This window comes from Cupriavidus sp. 05T313 (assembly GCF_056396665.1).
This window is the reverse complement of sequence record NZ_JBFTLX010000005.1, coordinates 1-22,906: the sequence shown is the minus strand read 5'-3', so window position 1 is coordinate 22,906 and position 22,906 is coordinate 1. Positions and strand designations below refer to the sequence as shown.

The following is a 22,906-nucleotide window of genomic DNA, read 5'->3' as shown; positions in this document are numbered from 1 at the left end:
CCGAGGCCTTGCTAGGCAAAGTACATCTTCGTCATTAGCAAATATCCGCCGGGGATTAGCCAGAGGCAATGCGATGCCGCGGATGAGCGGTTTCCCGGCGCGCGCAGCGCCCGGCGCGGTTTCACAAAATTTCACGTTCGTCGGGTTGCGGCGGACTGGATGTGCGCGGTACGCTACCGGGTTCGCTGCGTCTGTGACGTGCAGTGATCACGATAGCGAAGGGAATCATGACTATTTCGCGCAAGAAGATCGCGCTGGGTGCTGTTGCGCTGGCAGTAGCCGCGGGTGTCGCGGTGCAACTGGTCTGGCACCCGTTCGGCCGCGCCTGGAAGGGGCAGCCGCGCCAGCTTGAGCTTGATTTCAACCGCCCGGACGCGCTGGCCGACAGCGAAAGCCTGTCCAGCCTGCCGCGCGACATGCTGCGCGTGCCGCTGTTGCGGGACGTGCTCACCGAAGATTTCGTCAATTACTACGAAGACAATGAAGGCCGTCTGTCCGCTGCCGGCGCCTTGCGCCGCATAGCCTTCGAACACGAGCTGGACTGGAGCGACGCATTGCTCAAGCGCGTGTTCGACGAACCGGGCCGGCTCATGGCGTGGCGCGGCGCCGATGGCACCTTGCGCTATTGGGCGCTGTCGATGGAGCGCAACGGGCTGGCCAAGGTGCTGCAGACTCTGGGCACCATCGCCCCGGCCGACACGCAACTGAGCCGCGCCGGCGAAATCGACGGCACGCCGCTGTACGCGCTGCGGGTCGGGCCGGCGCGCAGCCTGCTGCTGGCGGGCAAGGGCGACCGGCTGGTGATCCTGTCCGAAGCAGGCATGTTGCTCGACGCCGAGAGCAAACCGATTGCGGCCCGCGCCAAGGCAGTGGCCGCCTGGCTGTCCGACGACGCCGGCGCCCGCGAGGCCCCGCTGCAATCGTTCGCACTGGATGCCGCCAAGGGTCCGTCCAAGGGCCACCGTGTGGTGGTGGGGGCGAACTACCTCTCGTTTGGCTACCAGGCCTTCTTTCCAGGCATCGAAGCGCTGCGCTTCGATCTTGCCGGCGCCGACCCCAAGGCTGGAGCCGACGATGTCGTCTGGCGCAGCGCGGTGCTGGTAGATGGCGCGCGCCTGCCCGGCCAGTGGAACACGGCCGAACTCTGGAAGGCCTTGCCGGCCGACCCCGCCGCTTGCGCCACGCTGCCGGTCGACTGGCAGGCCGCCGGCAAGATGTTGCAAAAGGTCAGTGACGGCAAGGAGGAACTGGCAACGCAGGTGGGGCAGGCCTTCGACGGCCCGGCCGCGGTGTGCTGGTACAGCAAGTCGGCGCTGGTGGCGCCTCTGTTCGTCGCGCGGATCAAGTCGGCTGACGCCGCCGCCACGTTGCGCCCGGTACTGGCGAGTCTGTTCGGGCAGGTGATCGGCGCCTACGAGCCCAATGCCGGTGGCGAGAAGGGCGCGTACGCGCGGCTGCCGGTGCAGAACCGCGAGGGCGCTGGCGGGGCCGTGCTCTGGTCGCGCGCGGTCAGCTCGCCCTACGGCACGCGCGAGGCCAAGGGTGCGCCGTTCGCGGCCCAGTTGTCGGCGGGCGCCTATTTCCCCGTGACGCTGGCGCTGGCTGGCAATATCGTGCTGTTCTCGCCTGATGGCGCGCTGGTCGACGATRCGCTGGCGGTGCAGGGCAAGCGCTTTCCGGCGGCGGCCGACACCATGCAGCGTGGCCAGCAGGCTCGCACCGTGCTGAGCTTCACCCCTTCGGCGCTGGCGCCCCTGGTGCGGCGCGAGGCCACGAAGGCATTGCCCGCGGACCAGGAGGCCTTGTTCCTGAACGCGGCGCGCGCGCACCTGTTCCCCAAGCTGAAGGCGCTGGCGACCTACCCGGCGGTGTCATTGGTGCTGGCCGACAGCCTGCCGTCCGGACGTGGGTGGGTGCAGGTGAACTGGCAACAGGCAGGCTTGCCGCCGCGCGGCGTGCTGGCTGCGGCACCGTTGGCGACCCCGTCGGCGCAAGAGGCCGCGCAGTGATGGCTGTAAGCCGAGGCCGCCGCGCAATGCTGGCGGCGCTGGTGGCTGGCTTGCCGCTGGCTGGCAGCGGCCGCGCCTGGGCCTTGTCGGGTCTGGATGCCGGCACGCCCGGGGCGGACTCGCTCGATGTCACGCAGTCGGCGGCGTTTCGCGCATGGTTCGTACGCATCGTCGGCGAGCAATTGCGCCAGGGCCCGACCCCGCGCTGGTACCAGCGCGATTGCGCGGGTCTGGTGCGCTTTGCCGTGGGCGAGGCGCTCAAGGTGCATGACGCACGCTGGCTGCGTGCCAACGGCATGCAAGGCGGTGCTTCGGCACGCCAGCTGCCGCCTGAGCTGAGCCTGAGCCCGGGCCAGCGAACGCTTGGCCAGCGCTGGACCCGCGCCGACGGCAGTACAGGGGCTTATGCCTCGGCCCTTGCGCTGGTGCAGGGCAATAGCCGCTTCGTTGCCCGGAACGTCAACCTGGCCCAGCCCGGCGACCTGCTTTTCTACGACCAGGGCGACGAACAGCACCTGATGATCTGGATGGGCCAGTACCTGGCCTACCACACCGGCACCGTGACCAGTACCGATAACGGCCTGCGTGCCGTCACCCTTTCCCGTCTGATGCAATGGAACGATTCGCGCTGGCAGCCGCAGGACGGCAATCCCAATTTCATCGGCGTATTCCGTTTCGCCTTTTTGTCGAGGTAAAGACGATGCCTGTCGTCATGATGCGCGCGAGCGCGTTCCTGAATTCCGTGATTGCCCGCATGCTGCTGGCGCTTGCCCTGCTGGCCTGCGCCCACGCGGCCGCCGCCGCCGGGCAGCCCGGCGTCACGCTCGATACGGTGCCGTCCAGCGGCTACAGTGCCTTCCAGGGGCAGCCGTTCTTCCTGCTGTCGGACGCCAGTTTCGGCAGTGACCAGACCGCGCAGGTACGGCTGGAAGCGCCGGGGCGCGAATACAAGAGTGAGCTGCAACGCTACGGTGGCGCCGATGTCCTGGTGTACCGGGTCGCGGACCCGATTGCCTTCCTGAAGGCGCAAAAGAACCTCCACCGCATCGACGTCAAGGCGAATTACCGTGGAGAAGGGCTGGCCAATACCCTGTCCTACCTCTGGGATAGCTGGTACAAGCAGGCGCGCCGCGCATGGCAGCGCGTGCTGTCGTTCGCCACCCGCAGCAAGGCGGTGGAGGAATCCCCGCAGTTCAGCATGGGCGACCAGATCTCCCAGCCCACCCGCTTCGAGAACAATCCGCAGTATGAGCCGCTCAAGGGCTATGACGTGGTCGAGCGTTTCCGCTACCCGATCTGGGATGCCAGGGAGATCCAGCCGCCGAAGGACGTCAAGCTCGAAGGCAGCAGCAGCGAATTCCTGCCGCGCGACGTCGGCAATGTCATGGTGCCGCTGGGCAAACTCAAACCGGGCCTGTATATCGTCGAAGCCATTATCGGCACTTACCGTGYCCATACGCTGCTGTTCGTCTCCGACACCGTGGCCATTACCAAGAGCACGGGCAACGGCATGCTGGTCTGGGCCGCGCACCGCAAGAGCGGGCGTCCCGTTGCCGGCGCCAGCCTGTCCTGGACCGATGGCCTGGGCGTGCTGCAGAGCGCGACCACCGGCGCCGACGGTGCGGCGGAACTGGCCCATACCAGCCCGGAACGCAGCTACCTGCTGGGCGTGGACCCGGCCGGCGGTGCCTTTATCTCGGAAAACTTCTACTACGACAGCGAGATCTTCAACACCAAGCTGTACGCCTTCACCGACCGGCCGCTATACCGCCCCGGCGACGAGGTCCGGGTCAAGTTCATCGGCCGCAATTTCCGCAACGCCACCGAATCGGGGCCGGCCGCGGCGGGTGATATCAAGCTGGAGGTCCTGGACCCCAATGGCGCGCCACTGGCTTCGGTCGGTACCGCGCTGGCGGCCGACAATGGCGCCGATGCGCGCTTCACGCTGCCGGCCAATGCACTAGCCGGCGGCTATACGCTGCGCTTCGACTACGGCGGCAATACCTACGGCGGCGCTTTCCGCGTGGCGGAATACATCAAGCCGCATTTCGACGTCAATCTCGCACTGGACAAGGCCGACTACGCAACTGGCGAGGCGGTCAAGGGCAAGATCCAGTTGCGCTATCCGGACGGCAAGCCCGTCAAGGATGCCAGGCTGTCTGTCAGCCTGCGCGCGCAGCAGGTGACGATGGTGGAGGGCGAGCTGCAGTATGCCGGCCTGTTCCCGGTCAAGCTGGAGCAACAGGAACTGACCACCGACGGCAGCGGCAATGCCGCGCTGACCCTGCCCGCGGCCAAGGATCCGAGCCGTTATGTGGTCACGGTGTTTGCCAACGACGGTGCGGCCTATCGGGTCAAGGTCACGCGCGAACTGCTGATCGCGCGCGGCGCCACGCCGTACAAGCTGACCGCGCCCGCCAATTTCACCAACCCCGGCCAGAGCGTGACCTTCCAGTTGCAGGCGCTCGCGGCTACCGGTCAGGCACCGGCGCAGGCCCCCGCCAAATGGGAGCTGGTGCGGCTCGAGTCGCGCACCCGCAGCGAAGGCGCGCTCGGCGCCGCCGCAAACGGTGCACTGGCGTTCCCGGTCAAGTTCGAGCAGCCGGGGTCGTACACGCTCTCCGTCAAGGATGGCGCCGGCAATCTGCTGGCCGCCGCCAGCCACTGGGTGGCGGGCGAGGGCCTGCAGACCGTGCCGGGCAATATCGAGATCGTGTTCGATCGCGACCGCTACCGCATCGGCGACACCGCCGAGGCGCTGGTGACGTTCCCGCTCGCCGTGGATGACGCCTTGCTGACGCTGGAGCGCGACCGGGTGGAGCGGCGCGGCCTGCTTTCCATGGGCGGCGACTGGCTCTCGCTGGAGAAGGTCACCGACAGGCAGTGGCGCGCACGCATCAAGGTGGGCAACGATTTCAGCCCCAACATGACGTTCTCGGTGCTGTACGTGAAGGACGGCGATTATGTGTTCCAGAACGCCGGCATTGCCGTGGTGCAGCCGACCATCGAACTGACGGTCAGGAGCGAAAAGCCTGTCTATGCCCCTGGCGACACAGTCACGCTGGACCTGACGAGCGCCTTTAACGGCAAGCCCGTGCCGGCCAATCTCACCGTCAGCGTGGTCGACGAGATGGTCTATGTGCTGCAGCCGGAGATCGCGCCGAGCATTGTCGACTTTTTCTACCATCCACGCCGCAACAGCGTGCGCACCACGTCCAGCCTGAATTTCATCGGCTACGACCTTGCCGTCTCGGCCCAGCCGGGTGCTGGCGGGCCGGAGCGGGGCCGCTACAACGAGCGCGGCGTGAAGGTGCTGGAACGCCCGCGCCGCGATGAGAAGGACACTGCTGCGTGGGAGGCCAACCTGCGTACCGGCGCCGACGGGCGGACGCGCATGAGCTTCACCATGCCCGATTCGCTGACCCGCTGGCGCGTCACGGTGCGTGCCATGTCGGGCGATGGCATGGTCGGGCAGCGCACCGCCAGCATCCGTTCCGACAAGGGCCTGTATCTGAAGTGGACCGGGCCGCAGCGCTACCGTGCCGAGGACGCCCCGCGCATCGACATGGTGGCCTTCAACCAGGGCGAGCAGGAAGTGGCGGCGGATCTCGTGGTGATCGGCGCCGGCCTGAACGTCAACCAGAGCGTGGCGCTCAAGCGTGGCGCCAACTACGTGCGCCTGCCGGTCTCGCAAAGCGCCTTGCAGAGCGGCGTGGTCAATGCCGAGATCAAGGTGCAGGGCAAGACGGTGGATCGCTTGCAGACGACGCTCACGGTCGAGCCCACTGGCTGGCTCTCGCAGCGAGAGCTGACGTTGCCGCTGGCCGGCGCCAACGCCGCGTTCAAGCTGCCGGCGGATGCGCAGGATGTGCGCCTGCGCTTCGTGGATGGCGCCGCCAGCCAGTTCGCCCGCGTGGCCGACGATCTGCTGGCCTATCCCTACGGCTGCACCGAGCAGACGGCCAGCCGGCTGATCCCGCTGGCTTTGGCGCAGCGCAGCCTTGCGGCCACTGGTGCCGACACCGGCGGCGGCACGCAGGGCATCGACGCGCTGCTGCGCACCCAGCGCCAGCGCCTGGCGCTGCTGGCCGGCGTCAATGGCCAGTTTGGCTGGTGGGGCGATACGGTGGGCAATAGCGGGCTGCTGACGGCCTATGCCTACTACGCCGACTGGCTGGCAACGCGTGCCGTGGGCATCAGCCTGCCGCCCGATCACTGGAAGCGCACGCTGGAAGCCTACAAGCAGGCCATGAAGGAGCCGCTGCTGCATCGCACGCTAGCCCTCTGGTTCATCAACGAGATGGGCCTGCCGGTCGCCACGCAGCTCGGCGGTTTGGCCGGTGAGCTGGCGCGTCCCGGTGCCGATGTGCCCGGTGCCGCGGCGGGCGAAAGCCTGGTGTTCGCCGCGCCGGATTCGCTGCAAGGCCGCCGTGTGGCGGCGGTGCTGGCGGCGCAGCTTTACAGGCAGATCGGCCAGCCGATGCCGGAAGGCCTCGCCGGCGCCGCGGACGCCGCGCGCCAGGCACTGGCTAACGACCCGTCGCCGCTGGTGCAGAGCCTGCTTCTGATGGCCGGCAAGGGCGCAGCCACCTCCGACGTGCAGGCGCTGCTGGCGCGCGCGGGCGCCGCCTCGCCCACCATCGACCGGGCGGTGACGCTGGTCTGGCTCAACAAGGCCCTTGGCGGCGGCCTGGGCCGTGGCCTGGCCGGCGAAGGCGATCCCGCGCTGCGCGTGCCGCAGGGCAACTGGAAGGCCGCGCGTAGCCAGCTAGGCCTGCCGGAATGGCGCTGGAACGGGCCGCAACTGCCCGAGACGCTGGCCCTCACCGTGCCGCAGAACATGGAAGCGGCGTCGCAATCGTTCAATACGAATGCGGTGCTGTCCTACCGCAGCCGTGCCCAGGAGGMCTCGCGCTTGCCTGTCGGCATCGAACGCAAGCTCTATCGCCTGGTACCCACCAGCGATGGCGCCGCGAAAGAGGGCAAGCAAGCCGAGGCAGCCGCCGCGGGTACGGCTGGCCTGGCGTTCTCGGCCAAGCCGGTCAAGCCGGGCTACAAACTCGACAGCAATACGCTCTATGTCGATGAGATCGTGCTGAGCCCGCGCCAGGGCACGTTCCGCTACGGCCTGGTAGAGGCGCCGCTGCCGCCGGGCGGCGAGGTCGAAGGCACGACCTGGGGCCTGCGCATCGAGGGGCTGCCGGATCCGGACAACAAGGCCACGGGCCTGCAGCCGTTCCAGCGCGCGGTCACCTACGAGATGGGCATGCTGTCCTATCACCAGCCGGTGGTCTCGCTCGAGCGCCCGGTGGTGCTGCGCCAGTTGGTGCGCTTCTCGCTGCCGGGCAAGTTCAACCTGCCGCCGGTGCGCTATTTCCGCATGTACCAGCCGGATGCCAAGGCCCTGCAAGGCGACGGCAAGACGGCCGGCTTCCCCCTGACGGTGGAGTGAGGCCGGCATGAGCGGGGCGGTGCGCAAGGCGATGGCCCGGGCTGCTTATGCGGCGTGCCGCCGGGGGTGGCGCGTGGCGGCACTCGTCGCGCTGGGCGCGGCGTGCGCCGGGACAGCGCTGGCCGCAGCGCTGGCATCCGCCCGCCCCGGCGCGGGCGAGCCCCTGCGTTTCGCGCGCCTCGCCGGCGCCGAGGCCCAGTTGTTCCATCTCGACGGCAACGCCGCAGCAGCGCCCGCGCCGCTGTCCGCGAGCTTGCAGGCGCCGCTGGGCAGCGTGTGGAAGCTGTTCGTTTACAGCTACCTGGTGGGCCGCGACAAGCCTTCGGACGATTACATCTGCCGCGGCGGCGATCCGGAGGAGGCTTACTGCTGCACGCCCGGGCAGAGCATCGATCGCGAACGCGCGCTGATCCAGTCCTGCGGACGCTATTTCGAACCACGCCGGCTGGGTTTGTCCGGTACTGACTGGCGCCGTTTCTGGAAGGAGGCCGGTGCGCCGGCATGGCTGCAGGACATGCAGGCGATGCAGCCCGAGCGCAAGGTGACCGTGGCCGATCTGCTGGCCGGGCTGCATGCGGTCCCGCCGGCCGCGCAGCAGGCCGCCGCCGCCACCCTGGTCTCCGTGCTGACCGTGGGACGCGGGGAAGGCACGCTGGCCACCTATGGCAGCCTGCTGCGCGCCAAGACCTGGACCATGCCCGATCCCGCGCGGCCGGGCGCGTCCATCGGCGGTGCCGCTGGCTGGCTGGCCGATGGCAGCCCGGTCTGGCTGGGCGGCTCCGGCGCCAGCGCCAACGTGCTGCGCCGTGCCGCGCCTCGCCTGCAGCCGCTGCTGGCATCCGTGCCGGTGCCCGATGAYGGCGCTTGCGTGCTGGTCGACATGTTCGAGCGTTATCCGCTGCGCGATCTGCAAGCCGTTGGCGCCGGGGCAAAGCGGCAGGCCCCGCCGGATGGCCCGCTCAACGGCACCTTCCGCGCCGAATTCACCAACGGCAACAGCCTGCGCGTCGAAAGCCGGGGCGAGCTGACGCTGATGCGCACGCCTGGTGCCGCACCGCGCGTGCTGGGCCGCTTCGGGCTCAACGACTATGTGGCGCGGGTGGTCGAGCGCGAGGGCGACACCACCGAGCCCGAGGCCGCCCGCGCGCTGGCGGTGGCCGCGCGCAGCTACCTGATCCAGCAGGCCACGCGCGAGCAAGGCTGCTTCCATATCGCCGACAGCAGCCGCACCCAGCGCGTGCTGCCGCGCGCGCCCACCGCGGCGGCGCGCGCCGCCGCCGACCTGACCGATGCGCTGGTGCTGTCCGGCGTCGCGGTGCGCTACCACCATGATGCGGGCGGCCCGGGGCGCATGGCCTGGCTGGAGGCCCGGCGCGCTGCCGGGCAGGGCCAGGCATTCGACGCCATCCTGGCACGCTGGTGGCCACAGGCCACGCTGACCTCGTTCCAGAGCCCGGTGGCCGGAGATTGCCTGGCGGTGGCCAATGCGCGGCAATGGTTGGCCCAGCGCGCGCCCCAGTGGGAGCGCCGGCTCGCGGCGGAGCCGGGCTACGAAACCCCGCCGCTGCCTGCCGTGTGCGAAGTCCGCGAAGGGCGCCCTTATGCCGATGCCCGCCGTAACCGTCTCTATGTCCACCGGCTTGCCAGTGAGGACGATCGTGTTGCGCTGGCCCACGAATATCTCCACCTTGCGTTCGCCCGCCACCCTCGCGGGCAGGACGAAGGCTTTGTCGAAGCCCTGGCGCGCAAGTTGGTACGTACGCAGAATCCATGATGAAACCCACCCGCAAACGCATCCGCAACTGGCGCTGTGGCGCGCTGGCCCTGGCCTGTGCCGCAGCACCGCTGGCCGTGGCGGCCGAGCCGGTCGCCGATCTCGAAGGTCCGGTCGGCGGCTGGCGCCACGGTGGCCTGTCCAGCGAACTCGAACGCTACACCGCCGCCTATCCCAAGCCGCCGGTGGACCGGGGCGCGCAAAAGTACCGCACCCTGATCGAGGGGCGCCTGCGCAAAGTCGGCAAGGCCGACCGCAAGCCGCCCACCCTGGTCGTCAACGGGACCGCCATGCCGCTATATACCGACGAGCAGGGGCGCTTCGCGCGGCCCTGGGCCTTCGGCCGCGGCTCCAACAGCGTGGAAATCGTGTCCGCCGACGGCGCTTCGCGCCAGCGCTTGCAGTTCTACGAGGCCGATGCCACCAAGACCCAGGCCAAGCTGCGCGCCGTGCTGACCTGGGACGATCCCAAGGCCGAGGTCGACCTGCATGTGATTTCGCCGGATGGCGGCCATGCATTCTTTGCCAGCCCGCTGTTGCCGGAGGGGGGCGGGCTGGACGTGGACAGTGTGGACGGCGCGGGACCGGAGATATTTTCGAGCGCGGCGCCGCGTCCTGGCGTGTGGTTGTTCTATGTGAACTACTGGGGCAATTTCAACGCCGCCGGCTACAACTTCGAGAAAGGCGCGAACGAGCGCGACCTGATCACCGCCAAGCTCACGCTGATCTACAACGAGAACACGCTCAACGAAAAGCGTGAGACGCTCGTGGTGCCGCTGCGCAAGCTGGGCGAGCTGGCGCTGATGAAATCGGTGCGGTTCTGAGCAGTAGCGGGCACGCGGTCAGTAAATGCGGAAAAACAGCCGCAAAGAACGTCAGTAAGGAAGCATGGATATGCAGCGTTTGCCGAAGTTAGCCATTTTCAGCCTGACCCTGCCGGCGCTGCTGCTGGCGGGGGCCGCGCGCGCGGACGATGCCATCGAGTTCACCACGCCGCGCAACGGCTGGCGCAACTCCGCCGGAGACACCGCGGCCTCGGCCTATACGCAGGAAGTCCACTACCCCGCGGTGGCGGTTTCCACGCGGGCGGGACAGGCCGCCAGCGCGATGATCGCCGGGCGTATCCGTTCAGCGCCGAAGCCTGAGGGCGAGGCCACGAGCCCGTCGCCGGGCGGGCGCGAGCGCCGCACCGGCGCGCCGGTTGCTACCCTGGTGGTCAACGGCGTGGCCATGCCGCAACGGGTCGAGGAAGATGGCCGCTTTTCGCGGCCGTATGCCTTCTCCGGTGGCAGCAACAGCGTGGAAATCCGCAGCGCGCAGGGCGCCAGCAAGCGCGTGCAGTTCTACGACGGCTACCAGGGCAAGACACGCCCGCGTCTGCGCGTGGTGCTGTCCTGGGATAGCGATCAGACCGACCTGGACCTGCACGTGGTGGCGCCTGATGGCCAGCACACGTTCTATGCAAATCGCGTGGCCACCAATGGCGGCGCGCTCGACGTCGATGTCACCACAGGTTACGGGCCCGAGATCTATTCCATCGCCGCGCCGCCGCCCGGCACCTATCTGGTCTACGTCAACTACTACGGCAGCGGCGCCGGCCCGGAGGCCATCAYCGTGGCGCAAGTCGCGTTGATCACCGATGAGAACACCCCCAACGAAAAGCAGCAGGTGTTCCTCGTGCCAATGCGCAAGGCCGGCGAACTGACCCTGATCAAGTCCTTTGTCATGAAGTGATCCCACTGCGGGCGCAAGCCTGGCATTCCCGGCCAGCCCGGATATTTCCTGGAAACCCCAATCGCCATGTCGCAGCAGAAGATCCTGTTCCTCAGCGTTTCCGCCGGCGCCGGCCACATGCGCGCCGCCGAAGCGCTTCGCCTCACCGCCGAAGCCRAATTTCCGGGCGTGCAGACGTTGCACCTCGATGTCATGGAGTACGTCCCGGCGACCTTCCGCAAGCTCTACACCGATTTCTACATCAAGCTGGTCAATAGCTATCCGGCCTTGTGGGGCATGCTGTACCAGAGAACCTCCGAGGCCGACCCGGCCGCGCCGATGCAGAAGCTGCGGCGCGCCGCCGAGCGACTGAGCACGCGCGCGCTTCGCCGCGCGATCGATGAATTTGCGCCGGATGCCATCGTCTGCACGCATTTCCTGCCCGCGGAGATCCTGATGCATGAGGTACGCCGGCTGCGGCTGGCGGTGCCGGTGTGGGTGCAGGTGACCGATTTCGATCTGCACGGCATGTGGGTGATTCCCAATATGACGGGCTATTTCGCCGCCAGCGAGGAAATCGCCTTTCGCATGCGGGCCAATCGCATCGAGGCCGGCCGCATCCATACCACCGGCATCCCGGTGGTGCCGGCTTTTTCCCACCCGCAGGATCGCCAGGCTTGCGCGCGGCACTTCGGGCTCGATGCGGCCCGGCGCACGATCATGCTGATGGGGGGCGGGGCAGGGCTGGGAGGCCTTGACGAAGTGGCCGATGCACTGATACGGCTCGATCACGATTTCCAGCTGATCGTGCTCGCCGGGCGCAATGAGACGGCGCTGGCGCGGCTCAAGACACTGGCTTGCGCGCATACCTCCCGGCTCTTCCCCTTTGGCTTCACCAACGAAGTGGAGCGCCTGATGGCGTGCTCCGACCTGGTCATCACCAAGCCCGGTGGCCTGACCACATCCGAATGCCTGACGATGGGTGTGCCGATGGTGGTCAATGCGCCCATCCCCGGCCAGGAGGAGCGCAACGCCGATTACCTGCTGGAGCAGGGCGCTGCGCTCAAGGCAGTCGATCTCGTGTCGCTCGAATATCGTGTCCGGCTATTGCTGGCGGAGCCGGCGCGGCTCGATCAGATGCGCGTGCGCGCCCGCGCGCTGGGGCAACCGGCGGCGGCGCGCCGCGTGCTGGGAACCGTGCTGGGGCACCTGGAACGGTGCGGCCAACTGACCGGGCAGGCTGCGGGTGTGGCGCAGGCGGGACGCTGAGATGCGCGCCCTAAATCTCTCGGCTTCGCACCAGCGCGCGCAGTCCTGTCCGTCGCGGCATCCACTGGTGCTGATGCTTACCGTTGCCTGGACGCTGCTATTGGCGTATTTCTTCGCCAATGTGGAGATCCAGATCGAAGGCGCCGCGGGCTGGGCGGCAAACCTGCCCACCTGGCGCGTCGAACATCACTGGCTGCTGGAGATCTTCTGGGGCGGCCGCCCGATGACCGGTTATCACGCGTGGGTGTTCCCTTGCGTGGCACTGTTCTTCCATTTCCCGCTGGTCTACGGTGGACGCTGGAACTGGCGAGCCGAAGCGCGCGTGATCGCCTGCATCATGCTGTTCTGGATCGCCGAGGACTTCCTGTGGTTCGTGCTGAACCCGGCGTTCGGGCTGGCGCGCTTCTCACCGGATTTCGTGCCCTGGCATATTCACTGGTGGGCCGGCGCGCCGACGGATTACTGGGTTTCGCTAGCGGCGGCGGCGGTGCTTTTCTGGCTGTCGTGCCGGGTGGCGCGCCGCTAGCCGGCGCAGCGCGAATTGAATCAGGCCGAAGCCGCTTCCGCGTTGCAGCGTAAATTCCGCCAAGGCGGCGTGTCCACCGAACGCCCTGGCCGGGACAGGCTGGCAGGAGCGAGCGACGGCAGGCATCGGCCACGGTTTCTAAGCCGAAACCATATTAATGTGACGTTAAGATATCTATTTGTTGAAAAGATGTGGTGATTGTGCCTCATTGAAACAAATCGTCACGCTCCATCCTGGCCCGTTTCGGTACCGATCGTGTTTCTTGGGAGTAAAATCCGGCCCTTGTGTACTTTGTAGCATTCTTATAACAAATGAGCCCCCGTCCTTCGCGCATGGCGTGCATTGACGCTCTCAAGGCGATCAGTTCCCAACTGATCGTGCTGCACCATCTTGCCTTCTACGGCCCCATGTCCGATGCGGCGCACGTGCTGGCTCCCGACCTCCTTGACTGGTTTTCGCAGTACGCGCGTATCGCCGTTCAGGCTTTTCTCGTCATCAGCGGCTTCCTGGCGGCGCGTAGCCTGGCGCCGGGCGGGCATCTGGTGGTGCCGCATCCCTTGCAGGCGATCTGGCGCCGCTACCAGAAGCTGGTGGTGCCCTATAGCGTGGCCATCCTGATTGCGATTGCCGGTGCCGCCATTGCGCGCACCTGGATGCATCACGATTCCATTCCGTCGGCCCCCGGCCTGCATCAGTTCCTGGCGCATGTGCTGCTGTTGCACAACGTGCTCGACTTCGACGCGTTGTCGGCCGGCGTCTGGTACGTGGCCATCGATCTGCAACTGTTCGTCTTGCTGATTGTTGCGCTGTGGGCGGCGCGCCGCTGCGCGCAATGGTTCGATGTCGGCGGCAGCCCGCTCGGGCCGCTGGTGGTGGCGGGGCTGGTCGTGGCTTCGCTGTTCTGGTTTAACCGGGATGCGGCCTGGGATATCTGGGCGATTTACTTCTTCGGCGCCTATGGCATGGGCACGCTGGCGTTCTGGGCCTCCGCACCGGAGCGTTCGCCGGTTGCGTTGCTGGTGCTGGGCGCAGTGGTGCTGGCGGCACTGATCGTGGACTTCCGCCTGCGCATTGCCGTGGCGCTATCCATCGCCCTGCTGCTGGCCGTTGCGCGGCGCGGAGGGTGGCTGGATCGCTGGCCGCAGGCCCCGAGCCTGGCATTTTTCGGGCGCATTTCCTACTCGGTCTTCCTGGTGCATTTCCCGGTGTGCCTGGTCGTGAACGCGGTGGTATTCCACGTTGCACCGAATCGGCCGCTGCTCAATGCGCTGGGCATGATACTGGCATGGCTGTTGAGCAACGTTGCCGGCACCGTGTTCCACCGTTACGTGGAGAGTACCGACCCGCTACGCGCATTGCGCATGGCCTTGTGGCCGGCGCGCGCGGAACCGGCCCAGCGGCAGCAGGGCGGGCAGCATCGGTCGACCTGACCCCTCGCGATCACAGCCTAGCGGCACCCCGCCCCAGCGGCTGGGTGCCGCTTTTCTTTTGCATGGTGCCTGTGCACCATGAACTGGCCAGCGGGGCGGCGCGCGCACGCGGATGGTGCGGCACGCCATCGTGCGGCATGCAACACAGGGTAGAAACTAGCATTGGGATATGGCACGAAGGTTGCCTACTATGGAATTGCAAACCTGACCGTTTGGTCAGGATTCCTGTTCCGAGGCTGCCATGTCCGACCATATTGTCCTGACTTCGCACGCGCGCCGCGACAAGCCGGCCGAACCCATCCACTGGGGGGCCGCCACGGCGGCGGAGCGCGGACCCGTGATCGCCAGCGTGACCAATCCGGCCCAACGCAATGTCATTGGCACCCACTCCGGCGCCTATGCGGTGTATCGGGCGCTGGCGGTGGCCTCCGGCAAGTTGCAGCGGGATCATCGCGCCGATCTCACCGATACCTCTCCGGCGGAAATCGTCGGGCCCCATCCGCAATGGAGCGACCCGGACAAGATCGTCTCCCTGGATCCTTGGGGCCATCTGGTCTCGACTGCCTTTGCAGACCGCATCGCGGCGGGTATCGATATCCGGCCGACGATCGCCATTACGCGGGCACACATCAATATGCCGGAACTGACGGGAGCCATTGCAGCCRGCCGCCTCACGCCTGACGGCCAGATCCTGCACGCCAATGGCGACGTACGTGTCACCAAGGCAGCGATCGACCCGGTCTGGTACCTGCCGGCGCTCGCGCGCCGCTTCGAGATCAAGGAGAGCATGCTGCGCCGCAGCCTGTTCGAGCAGACCGGCGGCATGTTCCCCGAACTGGTGACGCGGCCCGACCTGAAGGTGTTCCTGCCGCCGATCGGTGGCATGACCCTGTACTTTTTCGGCGATGTGGCCAAGCTGGGCAAGCCCGAGACCAAGGTGGCCTGCCGCGTGCACGACGAGTGCAACGGCTCGGACGTGTTCGGCTCCGATATCTGTACCTRCCGGCCCTACCTGGCGCATGGCATCGAGGTTTGCATCGAGATGGCGCAGCAGGGCGGGGTGGGCCTGGTGGTCTACAACCGCAAGGAGGGCCGGGCACTGGGCGAAGTGACGAAGTTCCTGGTCTACAACGCCCGCAAGCGCCAGGTCGGCGGCGACCGGGCCGAGACGTATTTCGCGCGTACGGAGTGCGTGGCCGGCGTGCAGGACATGCGCTTCCAGGAACTCATGCCCGATGTATTTCACTGGCTTGGCATCAAGCGTATCGATCGCTGGGCTTCGATGAGTAATATGAAGCACGGGGCGCTGACCGCTCAGGGTATCGAGGTGGTCGAACAGGTAGCGATTCCCGATGCACTGATCCCGGCCGATGCCCGAGTGGAAATCGACGCCAAGGTGGCGGCTGGCTATTTCACGAGCTATACCCCGCCCGGTGCCGAGGAACTCGCGCTGGCCAAGGGTAGAGGACTGGACGAATGAACGAGATACCCGAAGCGGGCGGCCCGCAGGGCTCCCCCAGTGCGTTCACGAATGACGCGGATGGCCGCGGCGGATGGGCCAGTCCCGTGCCGGCGGGCCATCCGGCCGCGGCGCTGCTGACCGGCCTGGCGGTACGCACCCGATGCGCCGCCGTGACGGACCATGTGGCGGCAGGCGCGTCAGAGCTGTTCACGTGGCACCCGGAACGGATTCCGGCGGTGGCCGATTATGTGGCGACCACCATCCGGGAACGTTATCCGGACCTGAACGTGCCGTACCACAGCCGCTGGCGCCACTTTGAAAGCGGCGGTCCCGGCGAGAGGCTGGACCGCTGGCAGATCCTGTGCGAACGCGGCGGGCTTTCCGGCGAGGCTGACCGCGAGGAGCGCGCCCGCATCGGCATCGATCTGGTGATTCCCAGCGTATTGCTGGACGCCGGCGCAGGCCCCGACTGGCGCTACCGCGATCCGGCCAGCGACCTGCTGCTGACCCGTTCCGAGGGGCTTGGCGTAGCCAGCTTCGACTTGTTCGCGCGCGGTGGTTTTTCCGCCCAGCCGGGCCAGCCGCTGCGCTCCGATGCCGAGCGGCTGATGCGGATCGACGCGCCTTCCATCGCGACCGCCTTCCAGGTGGCACAGCACAATCGGCTGGTTGGCCTGGACGGCCGTGCCGGCCTGCTGCGCCGGTTGGGCGAAGTGGCGCAGGCCACGCCGGCCGTGTTCGGCACGCCTGCGCGTCTGGGCAACCTGTATGACTACCTCAAGGCACATGCCGTCGACGGCCAGATCGAGGCCGGCTTCGTGCTGACCACGCTGCTGGTAGCGCTCGGGCCCGTGTGGCCGGGGCGCGTCAGCCTCGGTGGCATATCGTTGGGGGACTGCTGGCCACATCCGGCCTGCACCGACGGGCTGGTGCCTTTCCACAAGCTGACGCAGTGGCTGACGTACTCGCTGCTGGAGCCGCTCGAAGATGCCGGCCTGGCCGTGACCGGGCTGGAGGCGCTGACGGGCTTGCCGGAATACCGCAATGGTGGCCTGCTGTTCGATTTCGAACTGATGGTGCCGCGCGATCCCGGATTTGCAGCCTTGGCGCATACCGTCGACGAGCCGGTTATCGTGGAGTGGCGTGCCCTTACGGTGACGGGGCTGGACCTTGTGGCCGCGTCGGTGCGCGAGGCGCTTGGCCTGTCGGCCGCGGCGTTCCCGCTTGCCCGCGTGCTGGAAGGCGGCACCTGGGCCGCGGGACGGCGCATTGCCGCCAAGCGCAGGCCCGGCGGTCCGCCGCCGTTCGTCATCAATAGCGATGGCACGGTGTTCTGACCGATATCGCAGCCACGCGCCGAGCCGCAGCAAGACCTCTTCGCGACCGCCCTCCAGGAGCGCATCATGACCGACCTCTCCGCCGTACCGCCCGTCACTCCGTCCGTGCTGGTGGTGGACCATCCGCTCGTGCAGCACAAGGTCACGCTGGTACGCAGCGAAGACACCACCACGGATAACTTCCGCCGGCTGGTGCGCGAGATCAGCCAGTTGCTGACCTATGAAGCGACCCGCGACCTGGCGATGGAAACGATCTCCATCAAGACCCCGATCGCGCCCATGCAGTCGCCGGTGCTGTCGGGCAAGAAGCTGTGCCTGGTATCGATACTGCGCGCCGGCAACGGTTTCCTGGATGGCATGCTGGAGTTGCTGCCGGCCGCGCGGGTAGGGCACATCGGCTTGTACCGCGACCCCGAAACGCTGGAGCCGATCGAGTACTACTTCAAGATCCCGGAGGATATCCACGAGCGGCTGGTGATCGTGGTGGACCCCATGCTGGCCACCGGCAACTCCGCCATTGCCGCGCTCAATCGCCTGAAGGAAGCCGGCGTGAGCACGCTCAAATATGTGTGCCTGATCGCGTCGCGGCAGGGGCTGCGTGCCCTGCAGGCAGCGCACCCCGACGTGGCCATCGTCACCGCCGCCATCGACGAGGAGCTCAACGAGCACGGCTACATCGTGCCCGGCCTGGGCGATGCCGGCGACAGGCTCTACGGCACCAAGTAATGGAAGCGCCGGCCACGGCGCCGCCGCCATGCTTTCCGCTGCCGCGGGAGGCGGCGGGCGGCCGTATCCGCCAGGAGAACGAGGCGCTGATCCTGCACGCGGCCGAGCATGTGTTCGCGCGGGCCGGGTTTGCCGGTGCCACCATGAACGAGATCGCCACGCGCGCCGGCGTGCCGAAATCCAACCTGCATTACTACTTTCGCACCAAGCAGGCGCTGTACCGGGCGGTGCTGGCCCATACGCTCGCACTGTGGCTGTCCGAGACCGACATCATCGACGCGGGGCAAAGCCCGCAGATAGCTCTTGAACAGTACATCCGCGCCAAGATGCGGTTGTCTGCGAGCCATCCCGACGCCTCGCGCGTATTCGCCAATGAACTGCTGCACGGTGCGCCGGAAATCCGCGATGTGCTCAACGGCGCGCTGCGCGCGCTGGTGGCGCGCAAGGCCGGCGTGATCCGTGAGTGGATCGCGCGTGGCGAGATGGCCAGCGTGGATCCGCAGCACCTGTTTTTCACCATCTGGGCCGCCACCCAGACCTATGCCGATTTCGAGTCGCAGGTATGCGCCGTGCTTGGGGTGAGCCACCTGGGCCAGCGCGACTACGAACAGGCCACTGACCATCTTGTGCGGCTTTTGCTGCGCGGATGCGGGCTGGAGTCGGCCGGCCTGGCCACGGAGTTATCGTCAACAAGGGGAGAACGTCATGAGGTTTGAGGGTAAGCGCAGGACCTGGTTGAAATTCGCGGCGGCCGCCGCCAGCGTGGCCGCCCTTGGCGGCGCCGCGCCCGCGCAGGCGCAAGCCAAGCTGAAGGTGGCGGCGGTGTATACCGTGCCGGTSGARCAGCARTGGGTSTCGCGKATYCACAAGGCGCTSAACGAGGCCAAGGCRCGCGGCGAGATCGACTATGTRTTCTCGGAGAGCGTGTCCAATGCCGACTACGAGCGCGTACTGCGCCAGTATGCCGAGCAGGGGTCGGCGCTGATCCTGGGTGAGTCCTTCGCCGTGGAGGCGGCGGCGCGCAAGGTGGCCAAAGACTATCCCAAGACCGCCTTCCTGATGGGCTCCTCGGGCAAGCCGCAGGCGCCGAATTTCTCGGTGTTCGACAACTACATCCAGGAGCCTTCCTACCTCACCGGCATGATTGCCGGCGGCATGACCAAGACCAACCACATCGGCATGGTGGGTGGCTATGCCATCCCCGAGGTCAACCGGCTGATGCACGCCTTCATGGAAGGCGCGCGCGAGGTGAATCCGAAGGTCAGGTTCACCGTCAGCTTCATCGGTTCCTGGTTCGATCCGCCCAAGGCCAAGGAGGCGGCTTTCGCCATGATCGACAAGGGTGCCGACGTGCTCTACGCCGAACGCTTCGGCGTATCCGATGCCGCCAAGGAAAAGGGCAAGCTGGCAATCGGCAATGTCATCAACACCCAGCCGCAATATCCCGCCACGGTAGTGGCCTCGGCGCTGTGGAATATGGAGCCCACGGTCGGCGCGGCGCTTGGCAAGGTCAAGGCGGGCCAGTTCAAGAGCGAGGACTACGGTCCCTACTCGCTGATGAAATTCAAGGGGGCCGAACTGGCGCCGCTGGGCACGTTCGAAGGCAAGGTTCCCGCCGATGTGATGACCAAGGTGAGGGCCAGGGAGAAGGCCATCCTCGACGGCAAGTTCGCAGTCAAGGTGGTGGAGACGGAGCCGAAGTCGACGCAGTGAGGGCGGCTTTCGCCTCGCTATTCCCCGCCGCTGGCTTGCCCCCTTTCCTCCGCCTGGGAGCGAAGAGCAAGCCAGCGCAACCTGACCGCCACATCGATCAACCACCCATGCAAGTCCCCATCCTGCGCCTGAGCAACATCACCAAGCGCTTCGGCCAGCTGACCGCCAATGACGATATCTCGCTGGAACTGCGGCGCGGCGAAGTGCTGGCCCTGCTGGGCGAGAACGGCGCCGGCAAGAGCACGCTGGTCAGTATCCTGTTCGGGCACTACGTGGCCGATGCCGGCACGGTGGAGGTCGACGGCCAGCTTTTGCCGCCCGGCCAGCCACGCGCGGCGCTTGCCACCGGCATTGGCATGGTGCACCAGCATTTCACGCTGGCCGACAATCTCTCGGTACTGGACAACATCATGCTCGGCACCCAGCCGCTGTGGCATTGGCGCCTGGAACGGCGCGCGGCGCGTGACAGGGTGCTGGCGCTGGCCGAGCGCTTTGGCCTGGCCGTGCGGCCGCAAGCCAGGGTGGGCGAGCTGTCGGTGGGCGAGCGCCAGCGCGTGGAGATCGTCAAAGCACTGTACCGCGGCGCCCGCGTGCTGATCCTTGACGAGCCCACCGCGGTGCTGACGCCGCACGAGTCCGAAACGCTGTTCGCCACGCTGGCGCAGTTGATTGCCGAGGGGCTGTCGGTGATCTTTATCAGCCATAAGCTCGACGAAGTGCTGCGGGTGTCCGATCGCATCGCCGTATTACGCGGCGGGCGGCTGGTGGCGCAGTGCACGGCGGCGCAGACCAGCAAGGCCGAACTGGCGGAACTGATGGTGGGCCGGGTGGTGGCCATGCCGGAACGCGCCGCGCGGCTGGACGCGGACGGTGCCAGTGAGGCGCCCGCCGTGCTGGCGTTGCAGAAGATTGGCGCGTGTGGCGCGGACGGCCGCGCGCTGTTGCGCGAAGTCAGCCTGCAGGTACGGGCTGGCGAAATCGTGGGCATCGCCGGCGTGTCCGGCAACGGCCAGGCCGCGCTGGCGGAACTGACCAGCGGCACGCTGGCGGCCGCCGAGGGCCATGTCACGTTGGCTGGCAAGCCAATGCCGGCATGGCCGCGCGCATGGATCGAGGCAGGCGTGGCGCGCGTGCCGGAGGACCGCCACGCGGTGGGCGTGATCGGCGACCTGACCGTTTGGGAGAACGCCGCCAGCGAGCAACTCGGCGAGCCGCGTTTTTCTCGTGGGGGGGTGATCCGGCGCGCGGCGGCGCAGCGGTTTGCGCGGGAACTGGTCGCGCGTTTCGACGTGCGCACCGCCGGTATCGACGTGCCGGCCCGGACCATGTCGGGCGGCAATATGCAAAAGCTGATCCTGGGCCGGGCGCTCTCGGTGCGGGGCGAAGGGAGGGTGCCGCTGCTGGTCGTGGCCAGCCAGCCCACCTGGGGGCTGGACATCGGCGCGGTGGCCTATGTGCGCGCGCGCCTGCTCGATGCAGCGCAAGAGGGCGCGGCCGTGTTGCTGATCTCGGAAGACCTCGATGAACTCCATGCGCTGGCCGACCGCATTGCCGTGATGCACGCAGGCCGGCTGACCGAGGCGCGTCCGACGGCAGCATGGACGCTCGGAGAACTCGGACTGGCGATGGCCGGTGCCGGCGAAGGCGCGCATGGCGCTGCTGGAACGGGGGAGGTACTGCATGCGGCTTGAAGCCCGAAGCGGCGTCTCGCGCGTGGCCATGCTGGCCGCGCCGGTCATGGCGATCGTTGCTACCTTGCTGATCTGCGCCTTGTTGGTGCGTTGGGCCGGTGCGCCGGTGGGACGTGCTTACATGCTGCTGCTCGAAGGCGGCTTCGGATCGCGTTTTGCCTGGTCGGAAACGCTCACGCGCGCTACGCCGCTGATCCTGACCGGCTTGTCGGTTGCTGTAGCCTTTCGCGCTCGCCTGTTCAATATCGGCGCCGAAGGGCAGCTCTATCTCGGCGCGCTGGCGGCGGTGGCCGTTGGCGGGCAGGTCGATGGCGCGGCGGTGCCCTGGGCGCAGCAGTTGCCGACGGGCTTGCTGTTCGTGCTGATGGTGGCGGCCGGCATGCTGGCCGGTGCCTTGCTGCTGCTCGGGGCTGCATGGCTCAAGACGCGGCTTGGCGTGGATGAGGTGGTTACGACCTTGCTGGCCAACTTTATCGTGCTGCTGTTTGTGTCAATGATGCTGGACGGCCCGATGAAAGACGCCACGGCGATGGGGTGGCCGCAATCGGTGCCGCTGGTGCCGGAACTGGAATTGTCGAAACTGATGGCGCGCTCGCGCGTGCACAGCGGGCTGCTGCTGGCTGGCGCGCTTGCCGTGATCCTGTGGGCGGTCAACCGCTTCACGGTGTTCGGCCTGCAGATGCGCGCGGTGGGCGCCAATGCGCGCGCCGCGGCGTTCGCCGGCATGCCGGTGCGGCGCGTGACGATGTGGGCCGCGCTGTTGTCGGGCGGGCTGGCGGGATTGGCAGGCGTGGTGGAGGTGGCAGGGCGCACCAGCTATCTCACGCTCGATATTTCGCCGGGCTACGGCTACGCCGGTGTGGTCATCGCCATGCTGGCGGGGTTGCATCCGCTAGGCGTGGTGGCGGCGTCGGTATTCGTGGCGGGGGTGCTGGTGGGGGCGGACGGCATGAGCCGCGCGGTGGGCGTGCCCAACAGCATTGCCGACGTGATCGTGGCGGTGGCGCTGCTCGCCATGCTGGTGGCCACCATGCTGACACGCTACCGTATCCGTTTCGATGCGCGGGGCAAGGCGGCCTGATGGAATTGCTCGATATCCTGGCCTCGGCGCCATTCTGGATCGCGGTGCTGCGCGTGGCCACGCCGCTGGTCTTCGGCACGTTGGGCGTGTTGCTGTGCGAGCGCGCCGGCGTGCTCAACCTCGGCATCGAAGGCATCATGGTGGCCGGCGCGTTCGGCGGCTGGCTGGCGGTCTATCATGGCGCCCCGCTGTGGGGCGGGGTCGCTGTGGCTGCCGCCGTGGGACTTGCCTTCGGCCTGCTGCATGGCTGGCTGACGGTGAGCCTGGCGCTGTCGCAGCACGTGGCAGGCCTGGGCGTCACCATGCTGGCCACCAGCCTGTCCTACTATGCCTACCGGATCGGCTTCGCCTCGGTGTCCACGCCACCCACCATCACGCCCTTCGCGCCGATGCGCTGGATCGAGGACGTGCCGCTGCTCGGCCGCGTGCTGGGCCCCGTCTTCGGCCAGGAAAGCGCGTTGACGCTGCTGGCGCTGGGCCTGGTGCCCGTGGTGGCCTGGGTGCTTTATCGCACGCCGCTCGGCCTGGCCGTGCGCATGGTCGGCGAGAATCCCGCTGCGGCGGAGGGGCAGGGGATTCGGGTAGGCGCCATGCGCATCGGTGCGATCATGGCCGGTTCGGCGTTGATGGCGGTGGGGGGTGCATTCCTGACGCTGTCCGCCTTTAATGCGTTCTTCTTTAATATGATCAACGGGCGGGGCTGGATCTGCGTGGCCCTGGTGG

The 22,906-nt window shown here is 67.4% G+C and carries 17 protein-coding genes; all 17 read left to right on the top strand.

Features of this window, described 5'->3' with window-relative positions:
• Window positions 1-227: 227 nt before the first annotated feature.
• Entirely contained in the window at window positions 228-2,009 is a 1,782-nt protein-coding gene (locus AC1DKD_RS02070; protein WP_477142878.1) for a DUF2138 family protein, read from the top strand.
• Window positions 2,009-2,704, top strand: coding sequence for a DUF1175 domain-containing protein (locus AC1DKD_RS02065; protein WP_441628432.1), 696 nt, complete (start codon window positions 2,009-2,011; stop codon window positions 2,702-2,704). The genes AC1DKD_RS02070 and AC1DKD_RS02065 overlap by 1 nt, the downstream gene beginning before the upstream one ends.
• A gap of 17 nt (window positions 2,705-2,721) precedes the next feature.
• Entirely contained in the window at window positions 2,722-7,461 is a 4,740-nt protein-coding gene (locus AC1DKD_RS02060; RefSeq protein ID WP_477142885.1) for an alpha-2-macroglobulin family protein, read from the top strand.
• 7 nt (window positions 7,462-7,468) lie between these two features.
• Window positions 7,469-9,235 (top strand): DUF2300 domain-containing protein, encoded by a 1,767-nt coding sequence (locus tag AC1DKD_RS02055; RefSeq protein WP_477111532.1) that lies wholly within the window; start codon window positions 7,469-7,471, stop codon window positions 9,233-9,235.
• Window positions 9,232-10,059 (top strand): YfaP family protein, encoded by an 828-nt coding sequence (locus AC1DKD_RS02050; RefSeq protein WP_430869796.1) that lies wholly within the window; start codon window positions 9,232-9,234, stop codon window positions 10,057-10,059. Before AC1DKD_RS02055 ends, AC1DKD_RS02050 begins: the two co-directional genes overlap by 4 nt.
• A 70-nt stretch (window positions 10,060-10,129) precedes the next feature.
• Window positions 10,130-10,969, top strand: coding sequence for a YfaP family protein (locus AC1DKD_RS02045; RefSeq protein WP_477142884.1), 840 nt, complete (start codon window positions 10,130-10,132; stop codon window positions 10,967-10,969).
• A gap of 66 nt (window positions 10,970-11,035) precedes the next feature.
• Window positions 11,036-12,217 (top strand): MGDG synthase family glycosyltransferase, encoded by a 1,182-nt coding sequence (locus AC1DKD_RS02040; protein WP_477142877.1) that lies wholly within the window; start codon window positions 11,036-11,038, stop codon window positions 12,215-12,217.
• A gap of 1 nt (window position 12,218) precedes the next feature.
• Window positions 12,219-12,743 (top strand): hypothetical protein, encoded by a 525-nt coding sequence (locus AC1DKD_RS02035; protein ID WP_441634587.1) that lies wholly within the window; start codon window positions 12,219-12,221, stop codon window positions 12,741-12,743.
• Window positions 12,744-13,054: 311 nt separating this feature from the next.
• Complete coding sequence (locus AC1DKD_RS02030; protein WP_441634589.1) at window positions 13,055-14,173, top strand: acyltransferase family protein; 1,119 nt, start codon at window positions 13,055-13,057, stop codon at window positions 14,171-14,173.
• Between the two features lie 241 nt (window positions 14,174-14,414).
• Complete coding sequence (locus AC1DKD_RS02025) at window positions 14,415-15,653, top strand: GTP cyclohydrolase II (protein ID WP_477142876.1); 1,239 nt, start codon at window positions 14,415-14,417, stop codon at window positions 15,651-15,653.
• On the top strand, window positions 15,650-16,972 hold the full coding sequence (locus AC1DKD_RS02020; protein WP_441634593.1) for a URC4/urg3 family protein: 1,323 nt from the start codon (window positions 15,650-15,652) through the stop codon (window positions 16,970-16,972). Before AC1DKD_RS02025 ends, AC1DKD_RS02020 begins: the two co-directional genes overlap by 4 nt.
• Window positions 16,973-17,038: 66 nt before the next feature.
• Window positions 17,039-17,698, top strand: coding sequence for a uracil phosphoribosyltransferase (gene upp, locus AC1DKD_RS02015; RefSeq protein ID WP_035862882.1), 660 nt, complete (start codon window positions 17,039-17,041; stop codon window positions 17,696-17,698).
• The gene (locus AC1DKD_RS02010; RefSeq protein WP_441634595.1) at window positions 17,698-18,414 is read left to right on the top strand and encodes a TetR/AcrR family transcriptional regulator; all 717 of its coding nucleotides are present in this window, start codon (window positions 17,698-17,700) and stop codon (window positions 18,412-18,414) included. Before upp ends, AC1DKD_RS02010 begins: the two co-directional genes overlap by 1 nt.
• The gene (locus tag AC1DKD_RS02005; protein ID WP_441634597.1) at window positions 18,404-19,411 is read left to right on the top strand and encodes a BMP family protein; all 1,008 of its coding nucleotides are present in this window, start codon (window positions 18,404-18,406) and stop codon (window positions 19,409-19,411) included. Before AC1DKD_RS02010 ends, AC1DKD_RS02005 begins: the two co-directional genes overlap by 11 nt.
• A gap of 107 nt (window positions 19,412-19,518) precedes the next feature.
• Window positions 19,519-21,102: an ABC transporter ATP-binding protein gene (locus tag AC1DKD_RS02000; RefSeq protein ID WP_441634599.1), complete on the top strand. Its 1,584-nt coding sequence runs from the start codon at window positions 19,519-19,521 to the stop codon at window positions 21,100-21,102.
• On the top strand, window positions 21,092-22,183 hold the full coding sequence (locus AC1DKD_RS01995) for an ABC transporter permease (RefSeq protein ID WP_441634601.1): 1,092 nt from the start codon (window positions 21,092-21,094) through the stop codon (window positions 22,181-22,183). Before AC1DKD_RS02000 ends, AC1DKD_RS01995 begins: the two co-directional genes overlap by 11 nt.
• Window positions 22,183-22,906: ABC transporter permease (locus tag AC1DKD_RS01990; protein WP_477142875.1), on the top strand; the 724-nt coding region annotated here is incomplete at its 3' end. The genes AC1DKD_RS01995 and AC1DKD_RS01990, both read left to right, overlap by 1 nt.

Bases quoted from the DNA above. Each gene is read 5' to 3' on its own strand.
- AC1DKD_RS02065 (WP_441628432.1), top strand. From the start codon at position 2,009: ATGGCTGTAAGCCGAGGCCGCCGCGCAATGCTGGCGGCGCTGGTGGCT.
- AC1DKD_RS02050 (WP_430869796.1), top strand. From the start codon at position 9,232: ATGATGAAACCCACCCGCAAACGCATCCGCAACTGGCGCTGTGGCGCG.
- AC1DKD_RS02035 (WP_441634587.1), top strand. From the start codon at position 12,219: ATGCGCGCCCTAAATCTCTCGGCTTCGCACCAGCGCGCGCAGTCCTGT.
- AC1DKD_RS02030 (WP_441634589.1), top strand. From the start codon at position 13,055: ATGAGCCCCCGTCCTTCGCGCATGGCGTGCATTGACGCTCTCAAGGCG.
- AC1DKD_RS02020 (WP_441634593.1), top strand. From the start codon at position 15,650: ATGAACGAGATACCCGAAGCGGGCGGCCCGCAGGGCTCCCCCAGTGCG.
- upp (WP_035862882.1), top strand. From the start codon at position 17,039: ATGACCGACCTCTCCGCCGTACCGCCCGTCACTCCGTCCGTGCTGGTG.
- AC1DKD_RS02010 (WP_441634595.1), top strand. From the start codon at position 17,698: ATGGAAGCGCCGGCCACGGCGCCGCCGCCATGCTTTCCGCTGCCGCGG.
- AC1DKD_RS02000 (WP_441634599.1), top strand. From the start codon at position 19,519: ATGCAAGTCCCCATCCTGCGCCTGAGCAACATCACCAAGCGCTTCGGC.
- AC1DKD_RS01995 (WP_441634601.1), top strand. From the start codon at position 21,092: ATGCGGCTTGAAGCCCGAAGCGGCGTCTCGCGCGTGGCCATGCTGGCC.